Annotated in this window: 15 protein-coding genes and 1 riboswitch; of the genes, 11 read left to right on the top strand and 4 right to left on the bottom strand. The window is 49.7% G+C overall.

What is annotated here, in order from left to right; all coding sequences use genetic code 11:
* Positions 1–38 precede the first annotated feature (38 nt).
* Both SFA31_RS02400 and argE read right to left on the bottom strand, forming a co-directional pair.
* On the bottom strand, positions 39–182 hold the full coding sequence (locus SFA31_RS02400; RefSeq protein ID WP_322836538.1) for a hypothetical protein: 144 nt from the start codon (positions 180–182) through the stop codon (positions 39–41).
* 38 nt (positions 183–220) lie between these two features.
* Positions 221–1,372 (bottom strand): acetylornithine deacetylase, encoded by a 1,152-nt coding sequence (gene argE / locus SFA31_RS02395; protein ID WP_322836537.1) that lies wholly within the window; start codon positions 1,370–1,372, stop codon positions 221–223.
* Positions 1,373–1,548: 176 nt separating this feature from the next.
* Between argE and argC the strand changes: the two genes are divergently transcribed.
* The 7 genes from argC (at position 1,549) to oxyR (ending at position 9,159) form a co-directional block, all read left to right on the top strand.
* Complete coding sequence (gene argC / locus SFA31_RS02390) at positions 1,549–2,553, top strand: N-acetyl-gamma-glutamyl-phosphate reductase (RefSeq protein WP_322836536.1); 1,005 nt, start codon at positions 1,549–1,551, stop codon at positions 2,551–2,553.
* Between the two features lie 14 nt (positions 2,554–2,567).
* Positions 2,568–3,341, top strand: coding sequence for an acetylglutamate kinase (gene argB, locus SFA31_RS02385; protein WP_322836535.1), 774 nt, complete (start codon positions 2,568–2,570; stop codon positions 3,339–3,341).
* Between the two features lie 26 nt (positions 3,342–3,367).
* Positions 3,368–4,582 (top strand): argininosuccinate synthase, encoded by a 1,215-nt coding sequence (locus SFA31_RS02380; protein ID WP_322836534.1) that lies wholly within the window; start codon positions 3,368–3,370, stop codon positions 4,580–4,582.
* 106 nt (positions 4,583–4,688) lie between these two features.
* Positions 4,689–6,065, top strand: a complete 1,377-nt coding sequence (gene argH / locus SFA31_RS02375; RefSeq protein ID WP_322836533.1) for an argininosuccinate lyase — start codon at positions 4,689–4,691, stop codon at positions 6,063–6,065.
* A gap of 990 nt (positions 6,066–7,055) precedes the next feature.
* The gene (locus SFA31_RS02370) at positions 7,056–7,379 is read left to right on the top strand and encodes a colicin V synthesis protein (protein ID WP_322836532.1); all 324 of its coding nucleotides are present in this window, start codon (positions 7,056–7,058) and stop codon (positions 7,377–7,379) included.
* Positions 7,380–7,386: 7 nt separating this feature from the next.
* Positions 7,387–7,764: a hypothetical protein gene (locus tag SFA31_RS02365; RefSeq protein ID WP_322836531.1), complete on the top strand. Its 378-nt coding sequence runs from the start codon at positions 7,387–7,389 to the stop codon at positions 7,762–7,764.
* A 495-nt stretch (positions 7,765–8,259) separates the two neighbouring features.
* Positions 8,260–9,159: a DNA-binding transcriptional regulator OxyR gene (oxyR, locus tag SFA31_RS02360; protein WP_322836530.1), complete on the top strand. Its 900-nt coding sequence runs from the start codon at positions 8,260–8,262 to the stop codon at positions 9,157–9,159.
* Here oxyR and sthA read toward each other — a convergent pair whose 3' ends face one another.
* Positions 9,160–10,560, bottom strand: coding sequence for a Si-specific NAD(P)(+) transhydrogenase (sthA, locus tag SFA31_RS02355; protein WP_322836529.1), 1,401 nt, complete (start codon positions 10,558–10,560; stop codon positions 9,160–9,162).
* A 196-nt stretch (positions 10,561–10,756) separates the two neighbouring features.
* Here sthA and fabR point away from each other — a divergent pair, with 196 nt between their 5' ends.
* On the top strand, positions 10,757–11,410 hold the full coding sequence (gene fabR / locus SFA31_RS02350; protein WP_322836528.1) for an HTH-type transcriptional repressor FabR: 654 nt from the start codon (positions 10,757–10,759) through the stop codon (positions 11,408–11,410).
* 29 nt (positions 11,411–11,439) lie between these two features.
* Entirely contained in the window at positions 11,440–11,790 is a 351-nt protein-coding gene (locus SFA31_RS02345) for a YijD family membrane protein (RefSeq protein ID WP_322836527.1), read from the top strand.
* 321 nt (positions 11,791–12,111) lie between these two features.
* On the opposite strand, the gene trmA is transcribed toward SFA31_RS02345, so the two are convergent.
* Entirely contained in the window at positions 12,112–13,212 is a 1,101-nt protein-coding gene (trmA, locus tag SFA31_RS02340) for a tRNA (uridine(54)-C5)-methyltransferase TrmA (RefSeq protein WP_322836526.1), read from the bottom strand.
* A 114-nt stretch (positions 13,213–13,326) separates the two neighbouring features.
* A riboswitch (cobalamin riboswitch) is annotated at positions 13,327–13,583 on the top strand.
* Positions 13,584–13,652: 69 nt separating this feature from the next.
* Here trmA and btuB point away from each other — a divergent pair.
* Together btuB and murI are read left to right on the top strand one after the other, a co-directional pair.
* A complete protein-coding gene (gene btuB, locus SFA31_RS02335; RefSeq protein WP_322839277.1) occupies positions 13,653–15,518 on the top strand; it encodes a TonB-dependent vitamin B12 receptor BtuB in 1,866 nt (621 codons plus the stop codon).
* Positions 15,463–16,314 carry a glutamate racemase gene (gene murI, locus SFA31_RS02330; RefSeq protein ID WP_322836525.1) on the top strand — a complete coding sequence of 284 codons (852 nt, stop codon included), beginning with the start codon at positions 15,463–15,465 and terminating at the stop codon, positions 16,312–16,314. Before btuB ends, murI begins: the two co-directional genes overlap by 56 nt.
* The last annotated feature ends 102 nt before the right edge of the window (positions 16,315–16,416 follow it).

Below are 16,416 nucleotides of genomic sequence, written 5' to 3'. Positions count from 1 at the left end.
ATTCGGAAACCGCAGCCCGCGGTTTAACGTTATCGCTTTTATTCATTTTCCTGTTGCCCTGAAGGGGCATTGCCGTCTTTTATAAAGCCATGTAACACCGGATTCGTCAATGAGGGCGAAATCGCTTCAGCATAAGAACGAGGAAGATTTATGGCGCGAACGTCGATATCAATTTTACTCATCGACATTCGCTGAAAAAGCGTTAGCAAGCTGAGAAAAATTAATGCCAGCAAAAATGGTGTATCACCTGTGTGAGCAGCTCGCGGGTGGGTTTAATAAAGCGTGTTTCCAGGTACTCGTCTGGCTGATGGGCCTGATTAATGGAGCCCGGGCCGAGTACCAGCGTAGGACAAATCTCCTGAATAAACGGCGCTTCAGTGCAGTAGTTTACTGCGCCTGCGCGCGCGCCCAGCAATTTTTCTACCACTTGCACCAGTTTGCTATTCGGTGGGCATTCGTAGCCTGGAATCGGTGGATGTAATTCAGACAGGGTAAGGCGCCCGGGCCAGCGCTCGCTTACCGGTGCTAAGGCCTCAGCAAGTAATCCATCCAGTTCGCTCAATGTCATCCCCGGCAGCGGGCGAATATCCATGTGCATTTCACAGCAGGCGCATATTCGGTTTGAAGCATCGCCGCCGTGGATATGCCCCAGGTTGAGCGTCGGGTAGGGCACGGTAAAAGCGTCAAAACAATAGCGTTCTTTTAATGCGTCTCGCAGCGCCAGAACCGGCCCGATGGCGGCATGCATCAACTCAATAGCGTTGACGCCGCGTTCGGGATCGCTTGAATGGCCGGATTCGCCCAGGATGCGTATCGCGGTAGAAAGATGGCCTTTATGCGCGCGAATAGGCTGCAGCGATGTGGGTTCGCCGATAATGGCGCATTCCGGGCGCAGTGTACTGGTTGAGGCAAAATAGCGTGCACCGGCCATGGATGTTTCTTCATCCGCAGTGGCCAAAATATACAGCGGTTTTTTAAGCGCCCGCACATCGATATCGCGCAGGGCATCCAGAATAAAAGCAAAAAAGCCTTTCATATCGGCGCTTCCCAGCCCGTATAGCTTATTGTCGTGCTCCGTGAGTGTAAAGGGATCGCGCGTCCAGCGTCCGTCGTCAAAAGGAACGGTATCGGTATGCCCGGCCAGGAGTAGACCGCCGTTTCCACTGCCTGCGCTTGCCAGCATATTGAATTTATTACGCGTATCTGGCACGGGCTGCACATCAACCTCGAAGCCTAAGTCGTTAAACCACCCTGATAGCAGCTCAATGAGCGGTGCGTTGCTCTGATCTAATGCGGCTTCCGTTGCGCTGATAGAGGGAGTGGCGATGAGCGTGCGATAAATTTCGATAAAAGGCGGTAATTGTTTCTTCACGGTTGACAGGCCCCATGACTCAATGTTTAATAAAAATTCATTTATAGTGAATAAAAATACATGATGCAGCTGGCAATAAAAAGCGTATTCATAAAGGGTGATACACTTCGGTGCCTTATGGTTAGCCTCCTGTGCGGTACCAGCGTATTTTTTCTGATGAGAAAAGGTTTAGCTTAATGTTGAATACACTAATTGTAGGCGCAAGCGGTTACACCGGTGCGGAACTGGCCGCTTATGCCCATCGTCACCCCTCTATGAACATAACCGCTTTAACGGTATCCGCGCAAAGCCAGGATGCAGGGAAAAATATTTCCTCTTTGCATCCGCGGTTAAAAGGCTGCGTAGATCTACCGCTGGTGGGCGTGGATGACATCGCTCCGCTTGCTGCCGACGCGGATATCGTATTTCTGGCAACGGCGCATGAGGTAAGCCACTATCTTGTACCGCAGTGTCTGGCAGCCAATTGTGTAGTATTTGATTTATCCGGTGCTTATCGCGTTAACAATGTCGAATTTTATCCGAAATATTATGGTTTTACGCATCAGCACCCTGAGCTCTTAGCCCAGGCGGTATACGGGCTGGCGGAGTGGTGCAAGCCCGAACTTAAAGAAGCGCAGTTAATCGCGGTACCGGGATGTTATCCCACCGCCGCCCAGTTAGCGCTGCGTCCGCTCCTTGAGGGCGGGCTGTTAGATAGTCGCCAGCGCCCAGTTATTAATGCCGTGAGTGGGGTAAGCGGGGCGGGGCGCAAAGCTGCGCTTGGCAATAGTTTTTGTGAAGTCAGCCTGCACCCATACGGAATCTTTACGCATCGTCACAGTCCGGAAATCGCAACGCATTTAGGCACGCCGGTGATCTTTACGCCGCATTTGGGCGATTTTGCGCGCGGTATTCTGGAAACAATTACCTGCCGTCTTGCCGCTGGCGTTACCCGCGAGCAGGTAGCGCAGGCATATCAGGCCTGTTATCGCGATCGGCCGCTGATAAGGCTGTATGACGAGGCTTTCCCGGCGCTTAACAATGTGGTTGGGCTACCTTATTGCGACATTGGTTTTGCCGTAGACGGGGAGCATCTGATTGTCGTCGCGGCGGAAGATAATTTACTAAAAGGCGCGGCCGCTCAGGCTATCCAGTGTGCCAACATTCGTTTTGGTTTTGCGGAAACTGAGTCTCTGATTTAAGCGACGGGGGAACGATGAGTCCATTAATTATCAAATTAGGTGGCGTGCTTTTGGACAGTGAAGACGCGCTAACCCGCCTGTTTGAGGCGCTGGTTGCCTGGCGCAGCGATCGGGCGCGCCCGCTAGCGATCGTTCACGGCGGTGGCTGCGTAGTCGATGAGCTAATGAAAAAGCTGGCATTGCCGGTACAAAAAAAGAATGGGCTGCGTATCACGCCGGCGGATCAGATTGACATTATTACCGGCGCTCTGGCCGGAACGGCAAATAAAACTCTGCTAGCCCGCGCAAAACGACATGGCATCCAGGCCGTTGGCCTGTGCCTCAGCGATGGCGATAGCGTTAAGGTTACGCAATATGATGATGAGCTTGGCCACGTAGGTCGCGCGCAGCCGGGTGCGTCAGCGCTGCTAAGCGGCTTACTGGACGCAGGCTTTTTACCAATAGTGAGCTCTATCGGCATTACTGACGACGGTGCGCTCATGAACGTTAATGCCGATCAGGCGGCAACGGCGCTGGCGGCGACGCTGAAAGCGGATCTGGTGCTGCTGTCTGATGTGAGCGGTATTCTCGATGGCAAAGGGCAGCGTATCGCCGAAGTCAGTGCTGCGCAGGCTGATGTCCTAATTGCACAAGGGATTATTACCGATGGAATGGTTGTAAAAGTAAATGCGGCGCTGGAAGCGGCGCGGACATTAGGACGGCCGGTAGATATAGCCTCGTGGCGCCACGCTGAGCTGCTCCCCTCTTTATTCAACGGCGTGGCGATTGGCACCCGGATACTGGCATAAGTTAATAGCATTCTGAAGGAACAAATATGAAAAATCACGGCATTAAGAAAGTGGTTCTCGCCTATTCAGGCGGACTGGATACCTCGGCGATTATTCCGTGGCTCAAGGAGAATTATGACGGCTGCGAAGTCATCGCCTGCGTGGTGGATATTGGGCAGGACCGCGATGATTTACACGGCGTTGAACAGAAAGCGCTGCGCTCCGGTGCCAGTGAGTGCTACGTCGTTGATTTGCGTGAGACATTTATTCGCGATTATGTTTATCCGGTATTACAGACCGGCGCGCTGTATGAAGGCAGCTACCTGCTGGGCACCTCGATGGCGCGCCCGCTGATCGCGAAAGCGTTAGTGGATATCGCACATAAAGTGGGTGCAGATGCGTTATGTCACGGTGCTACCGGTAAAGGTAACGATCAGGTGCGTTTTGAGTCCGCATGGGCGGCGCTGGCACCAGAGCTAAAAGTGATTGCGCCATGGCGTGAATGGGATTTGCGCTCACGCGAGGCGCTGCTGGATTACCTAAAAGAGCGCGATATTCCAACTACCGCAACGCTCGAAAAAATTTATAGCCGTGATGAAAACGCCTGGCATATTTCTACCGAAGGCGGCGTACTGGAAAGCCCGTGGAACGCGGCCAATAAAGATTGCTGGGTGTGGACCGTCGATCCTCTAAACGCGCCGGACGAGCCTGAAGAGGTAACGGTGAGCGTTGAAAAAGGTCGTGTTGTCGCGGTAAATGGCAAAACGCTTACGCCGTTTCAGTGCCTGGAGATGCTAAATCAGATTGGTGCGAAACACGGCGTTGGGCGCGTGGATATTGTTGAGAACCGGCTGGTTGGCATTAAATCGCGCGGTTGTTATGAAACGCCTGGGGGCACCATTATGATGGCGGCGCTGCGTGGAGTTGAGCAACTGGTGCTGGATCGCGACTGTTTTAAATGGCGTGAACAACTGGGCCTTGAAATGTCGTATGTGATTTATGATGGCCGCTGGTTTGCGCCGCTGCGCCGCTCATTACAGGCTGCGGCTGAATCTCTGGCTGAAGAGGTGAACGGCGAGGTGGTTTTGCGGTTGTATAAGGGCCAGGTCACTGCGATCCAGAAAAAATCTCCTAATAGTCTGTATAACGAAGATTTTGCCACCTTTGGTGAAGACGATGTGTACGATCACAGCCATGCGGGCGGCTTTATTCGTCTTTTCTCCCTGTCATCGCGCATTCGCGCACTGAATGAAAAGCAATAAATCGAGGAATCGCGATGCAGATTAGCATCGCGACTATTTTACTGTTGGCCGTTCACCGTGCGAGCGGCCAATACAGGTCCGGCATGGAATTTAACGGAGCATAATTATGGCACTTTGGGGCGGGCGTTTTACTCAGGCAGCCGATCGGCGGTTTAAACTGTTTAATGATTCTTTGCGTTTTGATTATCGCCTGGCCGAGCAGGATATCGAAGGTTCCATTGCCTGGTCGAAAGCGCTCCTGAGCGTGCAGGTTCTGAGTGAAATGGAGCAGCAACAGCTTGAAAACGCCCTGAATGATTTGCTGAGCGAAGTGCGGGAGAGCCCTGAGCAAATTTTATCGAGCGGCGCTGAGGATATTCATAGTTGGGTTGAAGGGCAACTGATCGATAAAGTCGGCGATTTGGGTAAAAAACTTCATACCGGCCGTAGCCGTAACGATCAGGTGGCCACCGATCTCAAGCTATGGTGTAAAGCTCAGGTTGCAGAGCTGCTGGCAGCCTGTCGGAGTATGCAATCTGCGTTAATTGCAACAGCCGGTGAGAATATGGATGTCGTAATGCCGGGATATACGCACCTGCAGCGTGCGCAACCGGTCACTTTTGCGCACTGGTGCCTGGCTTATGTGGAGATGCTGGTGCGGGACGAGAGCCGGTTGCAGGATGCGTTAACGCGGCTGGATATCAGCCCGCTCGGCTGCGGCGCGCTGGCGGGAACGGCCTATAACATCGACAGGGAGCAGTTAGCTGGCTGGCTGGGATTCGCCTCGGCGACGCGAAACAGTCTGGATAGCGTGTCCGATCGCGATCACGTGCTGGAACTGCTCTCTGCGGCGGCCATTGGTATGGTCCATCTTTCACGTTTTGCTGAAGACCTCATCTTCTTCAACACCGGTGAGGCGGGATTTATTGAATTATCAGATAGCGTTACCTCGGGTTCTTCACTCATGCCGCAGAAGAAAAACCCAGACGCGCTGGAACTGATTCGCGGCAAGTGTGGACGTGTGCAAGGAGCGTTGACCGGGATGATGATGACGCTGAAAGGCCTTCCGCTAGCCTATAACAAAGATATGCAGGAAGATAAGGAAGGATTATTTGATGCGCTGGACACTTGGTTTGAATGCCTGCATATGGCGGAATTGACGCTGGAGGGGATCCAGCTACGGCGTGAACGCTGTGAAGAGGCGGCTCAACAAGGTTATGCCAACGCAACTGAGCTGGCTGATTATTTGGTCGCCCGGGGCGTCCCCTTTCGTGAGGCGCACCACATTGTCGGTGAAGTTGTTGTAGAGGCTATTGCTCAGGGAAAACCGCTGGAAGCATTGACGTTACAGGAATTACAGCGATTTAGCTCCGTTATTGATGAGGATGTTTATCCTGCGCTCTCACTTCAATCCTGTCTGGATAAGCGAAACGCTCAGGGCGGCGTCTCAGGTGAACAAGTTGCCAAAGCACTGGAATTCGCCAGGGCGCGTTTAAACATTTAGCGCACGCGCATAGCACCGAGCGATATTGGTAAGATCGGTGCTATTTATTGCCAACTAAAAGTTATCTGCTATCGACTAAGCCACCACTAGCCTTCTTTTACTTCCTTATTCATACATGCGCTGGTGCCCCCCCTGGAGAGAAATACCTCCTTCCATAACGATCGTTTTTTACTGCTACTATCCAGCCTCACCGTATACAGCGCTGTGTCTTTTTTAAGCATAACCCGTAAAAAAACGATCTTCTTGAAAAATTTCTTATCAAATTTTACCTAATCCATTGATCGCATGAATTCATTCTGGTGTTATTTTTATCTATATTTTTCGTGAGATAGGCGTATTTGTGACTATATTTGAGTTAATAAACAGCGTGAGTTTAGGTGTAAAACATACAAAAAATATATTTGTTTACTGGTTCTTAACTTAGCTGGGATATTTTGATGGTAAATAAAAAATGAAGTTGAATTATAACGTTATAGAACTATCTTTTAATATGTTTATTAAATCACAGCCCGTCTGGTGCTTATGAAGCTAAACAATATTTCTGCTTTATAGAGAGGGTTTATATTTTATCCCTACGAGGGGAAAAAGATTAATGAAGTTAACTTGTTGTTTTTTTATTGATTTATTTCCGTGATTTATCAGCCGGGGTTGCAGGGGGGTTAAAGGTGTTCATTTATTTTTGTATATAATGGCTGTTGTGTATGTATTATTCCCATTGGTTTTTTCAAAGACATCTACTTATTAGTGAGTGGCTAATTAAAGTTTATGGTTTAATTTAACTCTATTTTTTCGCCCTCTTATTATGCATAAGTAAATCTATTTTTTATTTAACAAGGCAATCAAATTTGCCACATAAAAATAATTTTTTTCTATAGTCGTTTTGTACACGGGCTGGGATATTAAATACGGTTCAGAGGAGATGATTCAAATAATCGAAGCTTCTGACGGTGTACTCTCAAGGATATAATTTTTCTTATCAAGGAAAGAAATATGCGTGAACTAAACGTTGATGAAGTGATCTCTGTATCAGGTGGTGCACCATTAACACCTGAACAAATCGTAAGCCGCCTTGGTGGCTCTATTCTGGCGGCAACCGTTGCGGCAATGAATGGCGCTGTGATTGGCTATAACCGTGGCGGTGATGCAACGGGGGTTTGGGGATTAAGTCTGATAGGTCAATTGGTTGGAGCTGCCGGTGGTGGGATTATTGGCGGTATTGGTGGCGCGGTAGGTGGGTTATTAGTTCCTTTCGATTATGTATACCAGCATGCTATTGATGCGGTGAAAAATATGATGGCCGGCGGCGTTAAGTAATTCATTTTTGCTTATTATATTAACCTATTATTTTCAAGGAATGATTATCATGCGTGAGTTAAATGCGGGCGAAATCTGCTGTGTTGCAGGTGCATATGGTGACAATATAGGAGCCAATATTGGCGAGGGAGTAATTTGTTCGCTTGGCGGGGCGGTATTAGTGAGCTGGCTTCTGGCTATTCAAGGCGGCAGTGCTGCTTTTAAACATGATTTAGTCGGTATTGGCGGTGGCTTAACCGCGCTGGCGGGGATGGTTGGCGGTGCATTCCTTGGTGCTGCTGCTGGTGCGGTTATCGGGCCATTCATTGGGTACGATCGTGGATTGAAAATTGCTTCAGATATGATTTATGGTCTAATGAAAGGCATGCCCGGGAAATCGGCTTAAAGCAAATTTATAAAAGTACAGCAAATAAGTTATTAATTCACTATAACAAGTTGAGTTGATTCTTACTTCATTATTTACAATGGATTGTTTTATAAAAATAGTGAGTATTCATTTTTTATAAATATGGATGTTTATTAAAGGGATTTCTATCGTTATTTTTCTTTATGGACTGATGATGGTGGAAGTCTTTTTTTATTCGTATATTTGATGCTATTTGGAATAATATGAAATACGTTACGGGTGTAGAACTCTAGTAATAAAAAAAGCGGACATTACTGTCCGCAAAGATTCACGTTGGCTATTAGCTCTTCATCGGAATCGTGTGGCTGCATTTAGCCGAAACTTCAGAAGGTAGCATCAGAAACCTTTATTAAGGGATGTAATCAATATTGTTTCTGGTTGCAGGGGATTATTCATTAGAATCCTTGATAGGGATAGTCATAAATTGCTATCATTTCTATCGTCATGAACTATCATGATGGCGGAGGATTAGCAATGAATATTCGTGATCTTGAGTATCTGGTGGCCCTTGCAGAGCACCGACATTTTCGTCGTGCGGCTGATGCTTGCTACGTGAGTCAGTCCACATTGAGCGGGCAAATCCGTAAACTTGAGGATGAGCTTGGCGTTATGTTGCTGGAACGAACCAGCCGTAAAGTTCTGTTCACTCAGGCTGGCTTATTGCTGGTGGATCAGGCGCGAACCGTATTGCGCGAAGTAAAAGTACTTAAAGAGATGGCGAGTCAGCAAGGCGAAACCATGTCCGGACCTCTCCATATAGGGCTAATTCCCACCGTAGGCCCTTATCTGTTACCCCATATTATTCCTATGCTGCATCAGGCTTTCCCGAAATTAGAGATGTATTTGCATGAAGCGCAAACGCATCAACTTTTGGCCCAGCTTGATAGCGGTAAACTGGATTGCGCGATACTGGCGTTGGTTAAAGAAAGCGAATCGTTTATTGAAGTGCCGCTGTTTGATGAGCCTATGTCGCTGGCTATCTATCAAGATCATCCGTGGGCTGGGCGCGATCGGGTGCCAATGTCTGATTTGGCCGGTGAAAAATTGCTGATGCTGGAAGATGGGCACTGTTTACGCGACCAGGCGATGGGATTTTGCTTCGAAGCCGGGGCCGACGAAGATACCCATTTCCGTGCAACCAGCCTTGAGACATTACGCAATATGGTGGCAGCCGGAAGCGGAATTACTCTCTTGCCTGCGCTTTCTGTGCCGCAGGAGCGCCAGCGTGATGGTGTGGTGTATCTACCGTGCTATAAGCCTGAGCCCAAACGTACCGTTGGCTTAGTTTATCGCCCTGGCTCGCCGCTGCGTAACCGTTATGAGCAGTTGGCAGAAGCCATCCGCTCACAGATGGACGGGCATTTCGAGGGGTAATTAAAATAAACGATTTAGCCCGTTGAGCGCTGCTACCCGATAGGCTTCTGCCATAGTAGGGTAGTTAAAGGTGGTGTTAACAAAGTATTCGAGCGTGTTACCGCCGCCTTTTTGTTCCATGATGGCCTGCCCAATATGGATAATTTCCGCCGCACGCTCGCCAAAGCAGTGAATCCCCAGTATCTCTTTGGTTTCCCGATGAAATAGAATTTTCAGCGTACCCACATTCATGCCAACAATCTGCGCGCGAGCGAGATGTTTAAACTGCGCGCGTCCCACTTCGTAAGGGACTTTCATGGCGGTGAGTTGTTGCTCGGTTTTCCCAACCGAACTGATTTCCGGAATGGTATAAATTCCGGTGGGGATATCCTCGACCAAATGCGCGTTGGCCTCCCCTTTTATCATAGCCTGAGCGGCTATCCGCCCCTGATCGTAGGCAGCGGAAGCAAGGCTGGGATAACCAATGACATCACCCACCGCCCAAACATGGGGCAGCGCGGTTTGATACATGCTGTTGACTTTTAACTGGCCGCGACTGTCTGTTTCCAGTCCAATGCGATGTAACGCCAGCGTATCAGTATTACCCGAACGGCCATTCGCATAGAGTAGGCAATCCGCTTTCACCTTCTTGCCGGATTTTAGGTGAACGATAACGCCATCATCAACGCCTTCTATTTTCTCGTATTCTTCGTTGTGGCGAATAACCACGCCGCTATTCCAGAAGTGATATGAGAGTGAATCGGACATTTCCTGATCGAGAAACGCCAACAGGCGATCCCGGGTATTAATCAAATCCACTTTAACGCTCATACCGCGAAAAATGGAGGCGTATTCACAGCCGATAACGCCCGCGCCATAAATAATGACGTGCTGAGGTTCATGATGCAGGCTCAAAATCGAATCGCTGTCATAAATACGCGAGTGCGTGAAGTTGACGTCATCCGGATGGTAGGGGCGAGACCCGCAGGCAATAACAAATTTCTCCGCGCTCAGCGTTTCTACGCTGCCGTCATGACACTCAAGCTGAAGCGTATGTTCGTCAATAAAACATGCATTGCCCTGTAGGATTTCACAGCGATTTCGTTCGTAAAATCCCCGGCGCATGTTAGTTTGCTGGCTAATTACGCTATCCGTGTGGCGCAAAATATCGGCAAATGATGAGCGCAGAAGGCGGGTATGATCGCTATATAAGGGATTCTGATTAAATTCAATAATACGGCTAACGGCGTGCCGCAGAGCCTTGGAAGGGATAGTGCCCCAGTGGGTACAACCGCCGCCAACGTTATGGTAGCGCTCAATAACGGCGACCCGGGCACCTTGTTTAGCCAGGCCCATGGCTGCTCCCTCGCCGCCGGGACCAGATCCGATAACGATAGCGTCGTAATCATATGAATGTGACATGGCGAAACTCACCTGTTTTTATACATCAAATCAACATAATGATAACATCGCGAACTGGAAGGCCCAATTAGAATTGTGCGTTTTTCTGCGTGCTGCGACGCTCGCCGCGTAAACAACCATTCACAATCCTTTATAACCCCAGCGGTTTTAATCTCTGATATAGTGCCGCTATGGTTTGAAGGATTCAGGCATCTGAATGGGTGTAAGAGCGCAGCAAAAAGAACGAACTCGACGTTCATTAATCGAGGCCGCATTTAGTCAGTTGAGCGCTGAAAGAAGTTTTGCCAGCCTGAGCTTACGCGAAGTGGCTCGCGAGGCAGGCATTGCCCCAACATCGTTTTACCGGCACTTCCGCGACGTCGATGAGCTGGGGTTAACGATGGTTGATGAGAGCGGCCTGATGCTACGCCAGCTAATGCGCCAGGCGCGTCAGCGCATCGCGAGAGGGGGTAGCGTAATACGCACTTCTGTTTCGACATTTATGGAGTTTATCGGTAATAATCCCAATGCTTTTCGTTTGCTATTGCGTGAGCGATCCGGAACCTCCGCGGCGTTTCGCGCCGCCGTTGCGCGCGAAATCCAGCACTTTATTGCTGAGCTGGCTGATTATCTGGAGCTGGAAAACCGCATGCCGCGAAGCTTTACCGAAGCGCAGGCTGAGGCGATGGTAACTATCGTTTTTAATGCCGGTGCCGAAGCGCTGGATATTGATGTGGAACAGCGATGTCTGCTGGAGGAGCGCCTGGTACTGCAGTTGCGTATGATTTCCAAAGGCGCCTATTACTGGTACCGGCGTGAGCAAGAGAAAATGGCGATCGCCCGGCACTTGCCTGGTGATAAAGTCGAATAACTGGATAGTTAAGGTTCAATGTTAGAATCATGAAAGCGTTTAATCAGGAGAGAAGTACCCTCGTTTTAGCTTTATTGGCCGGGCTATCGATTAACGGCGCCTGCTCTGCGCTATTTAGCCCTGCGGTTCCTTTCTCAATTTTCCCACTCATTTCGTTGATATTAACCGTTTGGGGATTGCACCAGCGCTATCTGCGTTGTGCAATGGCCGCAGGATTGCCGGGGATTGCAGCATCCTGCTTTGTGTTAGGCGTGCTGATTTATAGCGCCGTAGTTCGGGTGCAATATCCCGATATTGGTTCTAATTTCTTGCCATCAGTGCTTTCTGTAGCGCTGTTATTCTGGATTGGTTTTAGATTACGCGCCCGTTATTGGCCGTAAAAATGACGGGCTTAGTTTGCTGATTACCCAGACGGATTCGGCGGTGCGGGCGGCTAATTTGTAGCCCGCAAGATGAATACATCATTTATTATCGGCTGACGGAAAATCTTCGACGCGCAATGTGTTGGGCGCATTTCCCTGAGCCAGATGTGGCCGAAAGCGCCGGTGGAAAAGTAGTGGCAGGCGCAGATTATGTGCGCCGGGTTGTCTTTATAGAGGCGGCCGGGTAGGGTTTCGGCAAACGGCAAACGGCAAACGGCAAACGGCAAACGGCAAACGGCAAACGGCAAACGGCAAACGGCAAACGGCAAACGGCACGTTTTATTTCCGCTCCAGCAGAACGCCGCACTCCATATGGTGGGTATACGGGAACTGGTCAAACAGCGCCAGACGTTTGACATCATGCGTTTTAGTAAGCGTTTCGAGGTTCTTACACAGTGTTTCAGGATTGCAGGAGATATATAAAATCTGCGGCCAGCCTTGCACCATCTTTTCTGTTTCAGCATCCAGCCCGCTGCGCGGTGGATCGACAAAAATTGTGTTGCACTGGTATTCATGCAAATTGATGCCCTTAAGACGGTTGAAACTGCGTTCTCCGTTCAGAGCCTGAGTAAATTCCTCGGCGGACATGCGGATAATTTGTACATTATCGATGTGATTTGCGGCGATATTATATTGCGCTGCGGCAACCGAAGGTTTAGCGATTTCTGTTGCTAAAACGCGCCGGAAATTACGCGCCAGCGCCAGCGAAAAGTTGCCGTTACCGCAGTAAAGCTCTAATAGATCGCCCTCGGCGTCGGCCGTTACGTTTAGCGCCCATTCCAGCATTTGGATATTTACAGCGGCGTTAGGCTGCGTAAAGCTATTTTCAACCTGGCGATAGATCATTTCCCGGCCATCAACCAGAAGCCGTTCATCTACGTAATCCTGATCGAGCGCTATTTTGGTTTTTGTCGCTCGACCAATGAGATGCAGATTGAATCCTTTGGCACGCAGGGCGTTTCGCAGCGCCAAAGCGTGTTGTTTCCATTCATCATCCAGCGCGCGATGATATAGCAAAGTCACCACAGCCCGATCGCTTTGTGTTGAAAGATAGTCAATCTGAAAGAGTTTTTTCCGCAGCGCCGGGGTCTCACGCACGCCTGATAGAATTTCGCCCATCAGCGCATTAATTAATGCGCTGGCCGCCGGAAAAGAGTCAACCCGGATCCGGGCATGCGTCTGCTTATCAAAAATGATGTGATACAGGTCGTCGCCATCGTGCCAAACGCGAAATTCGGCTCGCATACGATAGTGACTTAGCGGCGAACGGAACACTTCCGGGATCAGTGAAGAATAAGGGGCCATCAACGTTTGCAAGCGTAGGACTTTCTCGGCCAGTTGTGCTTCATACTGATTAGTAGGTAAATGTTCAGGCGTCATATATCGTTCCAGGCGATAAAAAATACGCGGTGGATTGTAGGGGATAGCCGCGTGATGTCCAGTATTGAATCAAATGAAGCGCTTTCACAATTCTGGACACCTCTGTGCCGTAGCCTGTAGCATGCGCGCTCCGGTCTCCCCTGAGTGAAAAGGGAATCCAGTGCAATTCTGGAGCTGACGCGCAGCGGTAAAGACAGGCGGGATGAGAGCACTATTTGCAGACACTGTTGGTGTCAACATGCCACTTTAGCAAACAAAACGGTCAGGCTATGCCTGACAAACTGTTTGCCGCGGTTATGCTGATCTAATGGGAAGTCCTTGTCCATTATCGCCTCTAAGCCCGAAGACCTGCCGGAACTGTATCGCCTCCGGCGGTCTTATCGCGTGCTATCAAGACTGCCTGTGGCATCCGTTATTTTTGATTGGATGCTCCATTAATGATGATAAAAAAAATAATGCTGCTGTCGGCGCTGCCCGTCACGGCATTTTCCGGGTGGGCGCAGGAAAGCGCTCCCAATGTTATGGTAGTTAGTGCGGGCCGATTTCTTCAGCCCGTCTCTTCAGTTTTAGCACCGGCATCCGTCGTAACCCGTGATGACATTGAGCGCTGGCAGGTAAAAAGCGTTGCTGAGGCATTAACGCATTTGCCTGGCGTGGATATTGCGCAAAATGGCGGATTAGGGCAGACCAACTCTTTGTTTATTCGCGGAACTGAAAGCCGCCACGTGCTGCTGCTTATTGACGGTATTCGCTTGAATTCTGCAGGGATCAGCGGTTCATCGGATATTAGCCAAATTCCCTTGTCGCTTGTTCAGCGTATCGAATATGTGCGAGGCGCACGTTCAGCGGTGTATGGATCTGATGCTATCGGCGGTGTAGTCAATATTATTACTGGTCGCGAGCATGCGGGCACCACGATTGGTGCAGAAATGGGATCTCATGGCTACCAAAATGACACCATTGCTACTCAGCAAACGCTGGGAAATACGCGGATTACGCTGGCGGGGGATTATACCCACACTAAAGGTTTTGATGTGGTGGCAAACTTGCCGGATAACTATGGCGGCCCCCGTCAACCGGATCGGGACGGTTTTTTAAGCAAATCACTCTATGGCGCACTGGAACACCGGTTTAACGACGCCTTTTCAGGGTTTGTTCGCGGTTATAATTACGACAACCGGACAAGCTTTGATGGTTCATTGATTTATGATTCAAACTACAATGCTACAGGTATTATGGATACGCGCCAGCTATATACTCAGAGCTGGGATACCGGGCTACGTTATCAGGACGGCAGATTATCGTCTCAACTTATAGCGAGCTATAGCCACAGTAAAGATTACAACTACGACCCTCGTATTGGGCGTTACCGGACAGGGGCCACACTGGATGATGCCCGGCAATATAATCTGCAGTGGGGAAATACACTGCAAATAGCGCATGGCACGCTTAGCGCAGGCGTTGACTGGCAGAAAGAGACCACACAACCGGGCACGGCTTACTTATCAAAAGGACACGAAGCGCGGGATCTTGGCCTGTACGCGACCACGCAGCAGCAAATGGGAGACATTACGCTAGAAGGCGCCGTGCGCGGGGACGATATTTCTCGTCAGGGCCGGCATACGACATGGCAAACCAGTGCGGCCTGGCAGTTTGCAAAAGGTTATCGTCTGATTACCTCTTACGGCACGGCTTTCAAGGCGCCGAACCTCGGGCAACTTTATAGCGATTTTTACGGTAACTCACGGTTATCGCCTGAAGAGAGTCGGCAATGGGAAGCTGGTATTGAAGGAGACTCTGGGCCTGTTACCTGGCGTATCTCGGGCTATCGTAATGAAATAGATAATCTTATTGATGCTAATCCCACGACATGGCGATATGAAAATATCGGTAAGGCGCGGATCAAAGGCGTGGAAGCAACGGCCTCTTTTGATACCGGACCCGTCACGCATCAACTCTCATACGATTACTTAGATCCACGTAATGCAACTACGCATGAGGTACTGCTACGGCGCGCAAAACAGCAGGTAAAATATGCTTTGAACGGGCGCATATACCAGATGGGTTGGTCGCTGACGTACCGTTACCTTGGTGAGCGTTACGATCGCAACTTCAATGTGGTAACAAATCAAAAGGTAAAACTGGGCGGCGTGAGTCTTTGGGATGCTGCGCTTTCTTATCCTCTCACCTCCGCGTTAACCGTTCGTGGTAGAATCGCCAACCTGTTCGATAAAAATTACGAGACGGTTTATGGCTATCATACTGCAGGGCGAGAATACTTCTTGTCTGGCAGCTACTCCTTCTAATGGAAAGCCCACCGTGCTGGTATTTGATTCCGGCGTGGGTGGGCTATCGGTTTATGATGAAGTGCGCGCACTATTGCCCGGGTTGCATTATCTCTACGCTTTCGATAACGGAGCTTTTCCTTATGGGGAAAAGAGCGAAACGATTATTGTCGAGCGGGTGGTTACTATTGTTGAATCTATTCAGCAGCGATACCCTTTAGCGATGGTTATTGTTGCCTGCAACACCGCCAGTACGGTTTCTCTACCCGCATTACGTGAAAAATTCGCATTCCCGGTTGTGGGGGTTGTGCCAGCGATAAAACCGGCAGCGCGCTTAACGGTAAATGGGATAGTAGGGCTGCTGGCGACGCGAGCGACAGTGCGCCGCCCGTATACTCAAGATCTTATTGTCCGTTTTGCAATGGAATGCCAAATAGAATTATTAGGCTCGGCGGAGCTGGTTGAGTTAGCTGAAGCCAAATTGCACGGGCGCTCAGTGTCTCTGGGGGCTATCAGACAAATAGTACGCCCGTGGTTACGTATGCCAGAGCCTCCAGATACGGTAGTGCTAGGGTGTACGCATTTCCCTTTGCTTAAAGATGAGTTAGCGCAGGTATTGCCTTCAGGTACACGATTTGTGGATTCCGGGGCAGCAATTGCGCGTCGCACGGCCTGGCTATTAGAACATGAAGCACCGGCGATATTCTCTAAAGAAGAAAATAAAGCATTTTGCACAGAATTAACGACTGAAGCCTTGCAATTACTGCCGGTATTACGGCGTTACGGTTTCTCATCGCTGCAAAAAGTACCCTTTTAGGGCCGTTTTGAGTAAAAAAAGCACGAACGAGTCTTTTTTTGAAATAAGGGCTTGCCAGCGGCTCAATAGTCCCTATAATGCGCCTCCACTGACACGGCACAG

Origin of the sequence: Erwinia sp. HR93 (assembly GCF_034555055.1) — a bacterium.
Lineage (GTDB): Bacteria > Pseudomonadota > Gammaproteobacteria > Enterobacterales > Enterobacteriaceae > Apirhabdus > Apirhabdus apintestini.
Note: the sequence above shows the minus strand (reverse complement) of the source record. Positions and strands in the feature narration are given on the sequence as shown.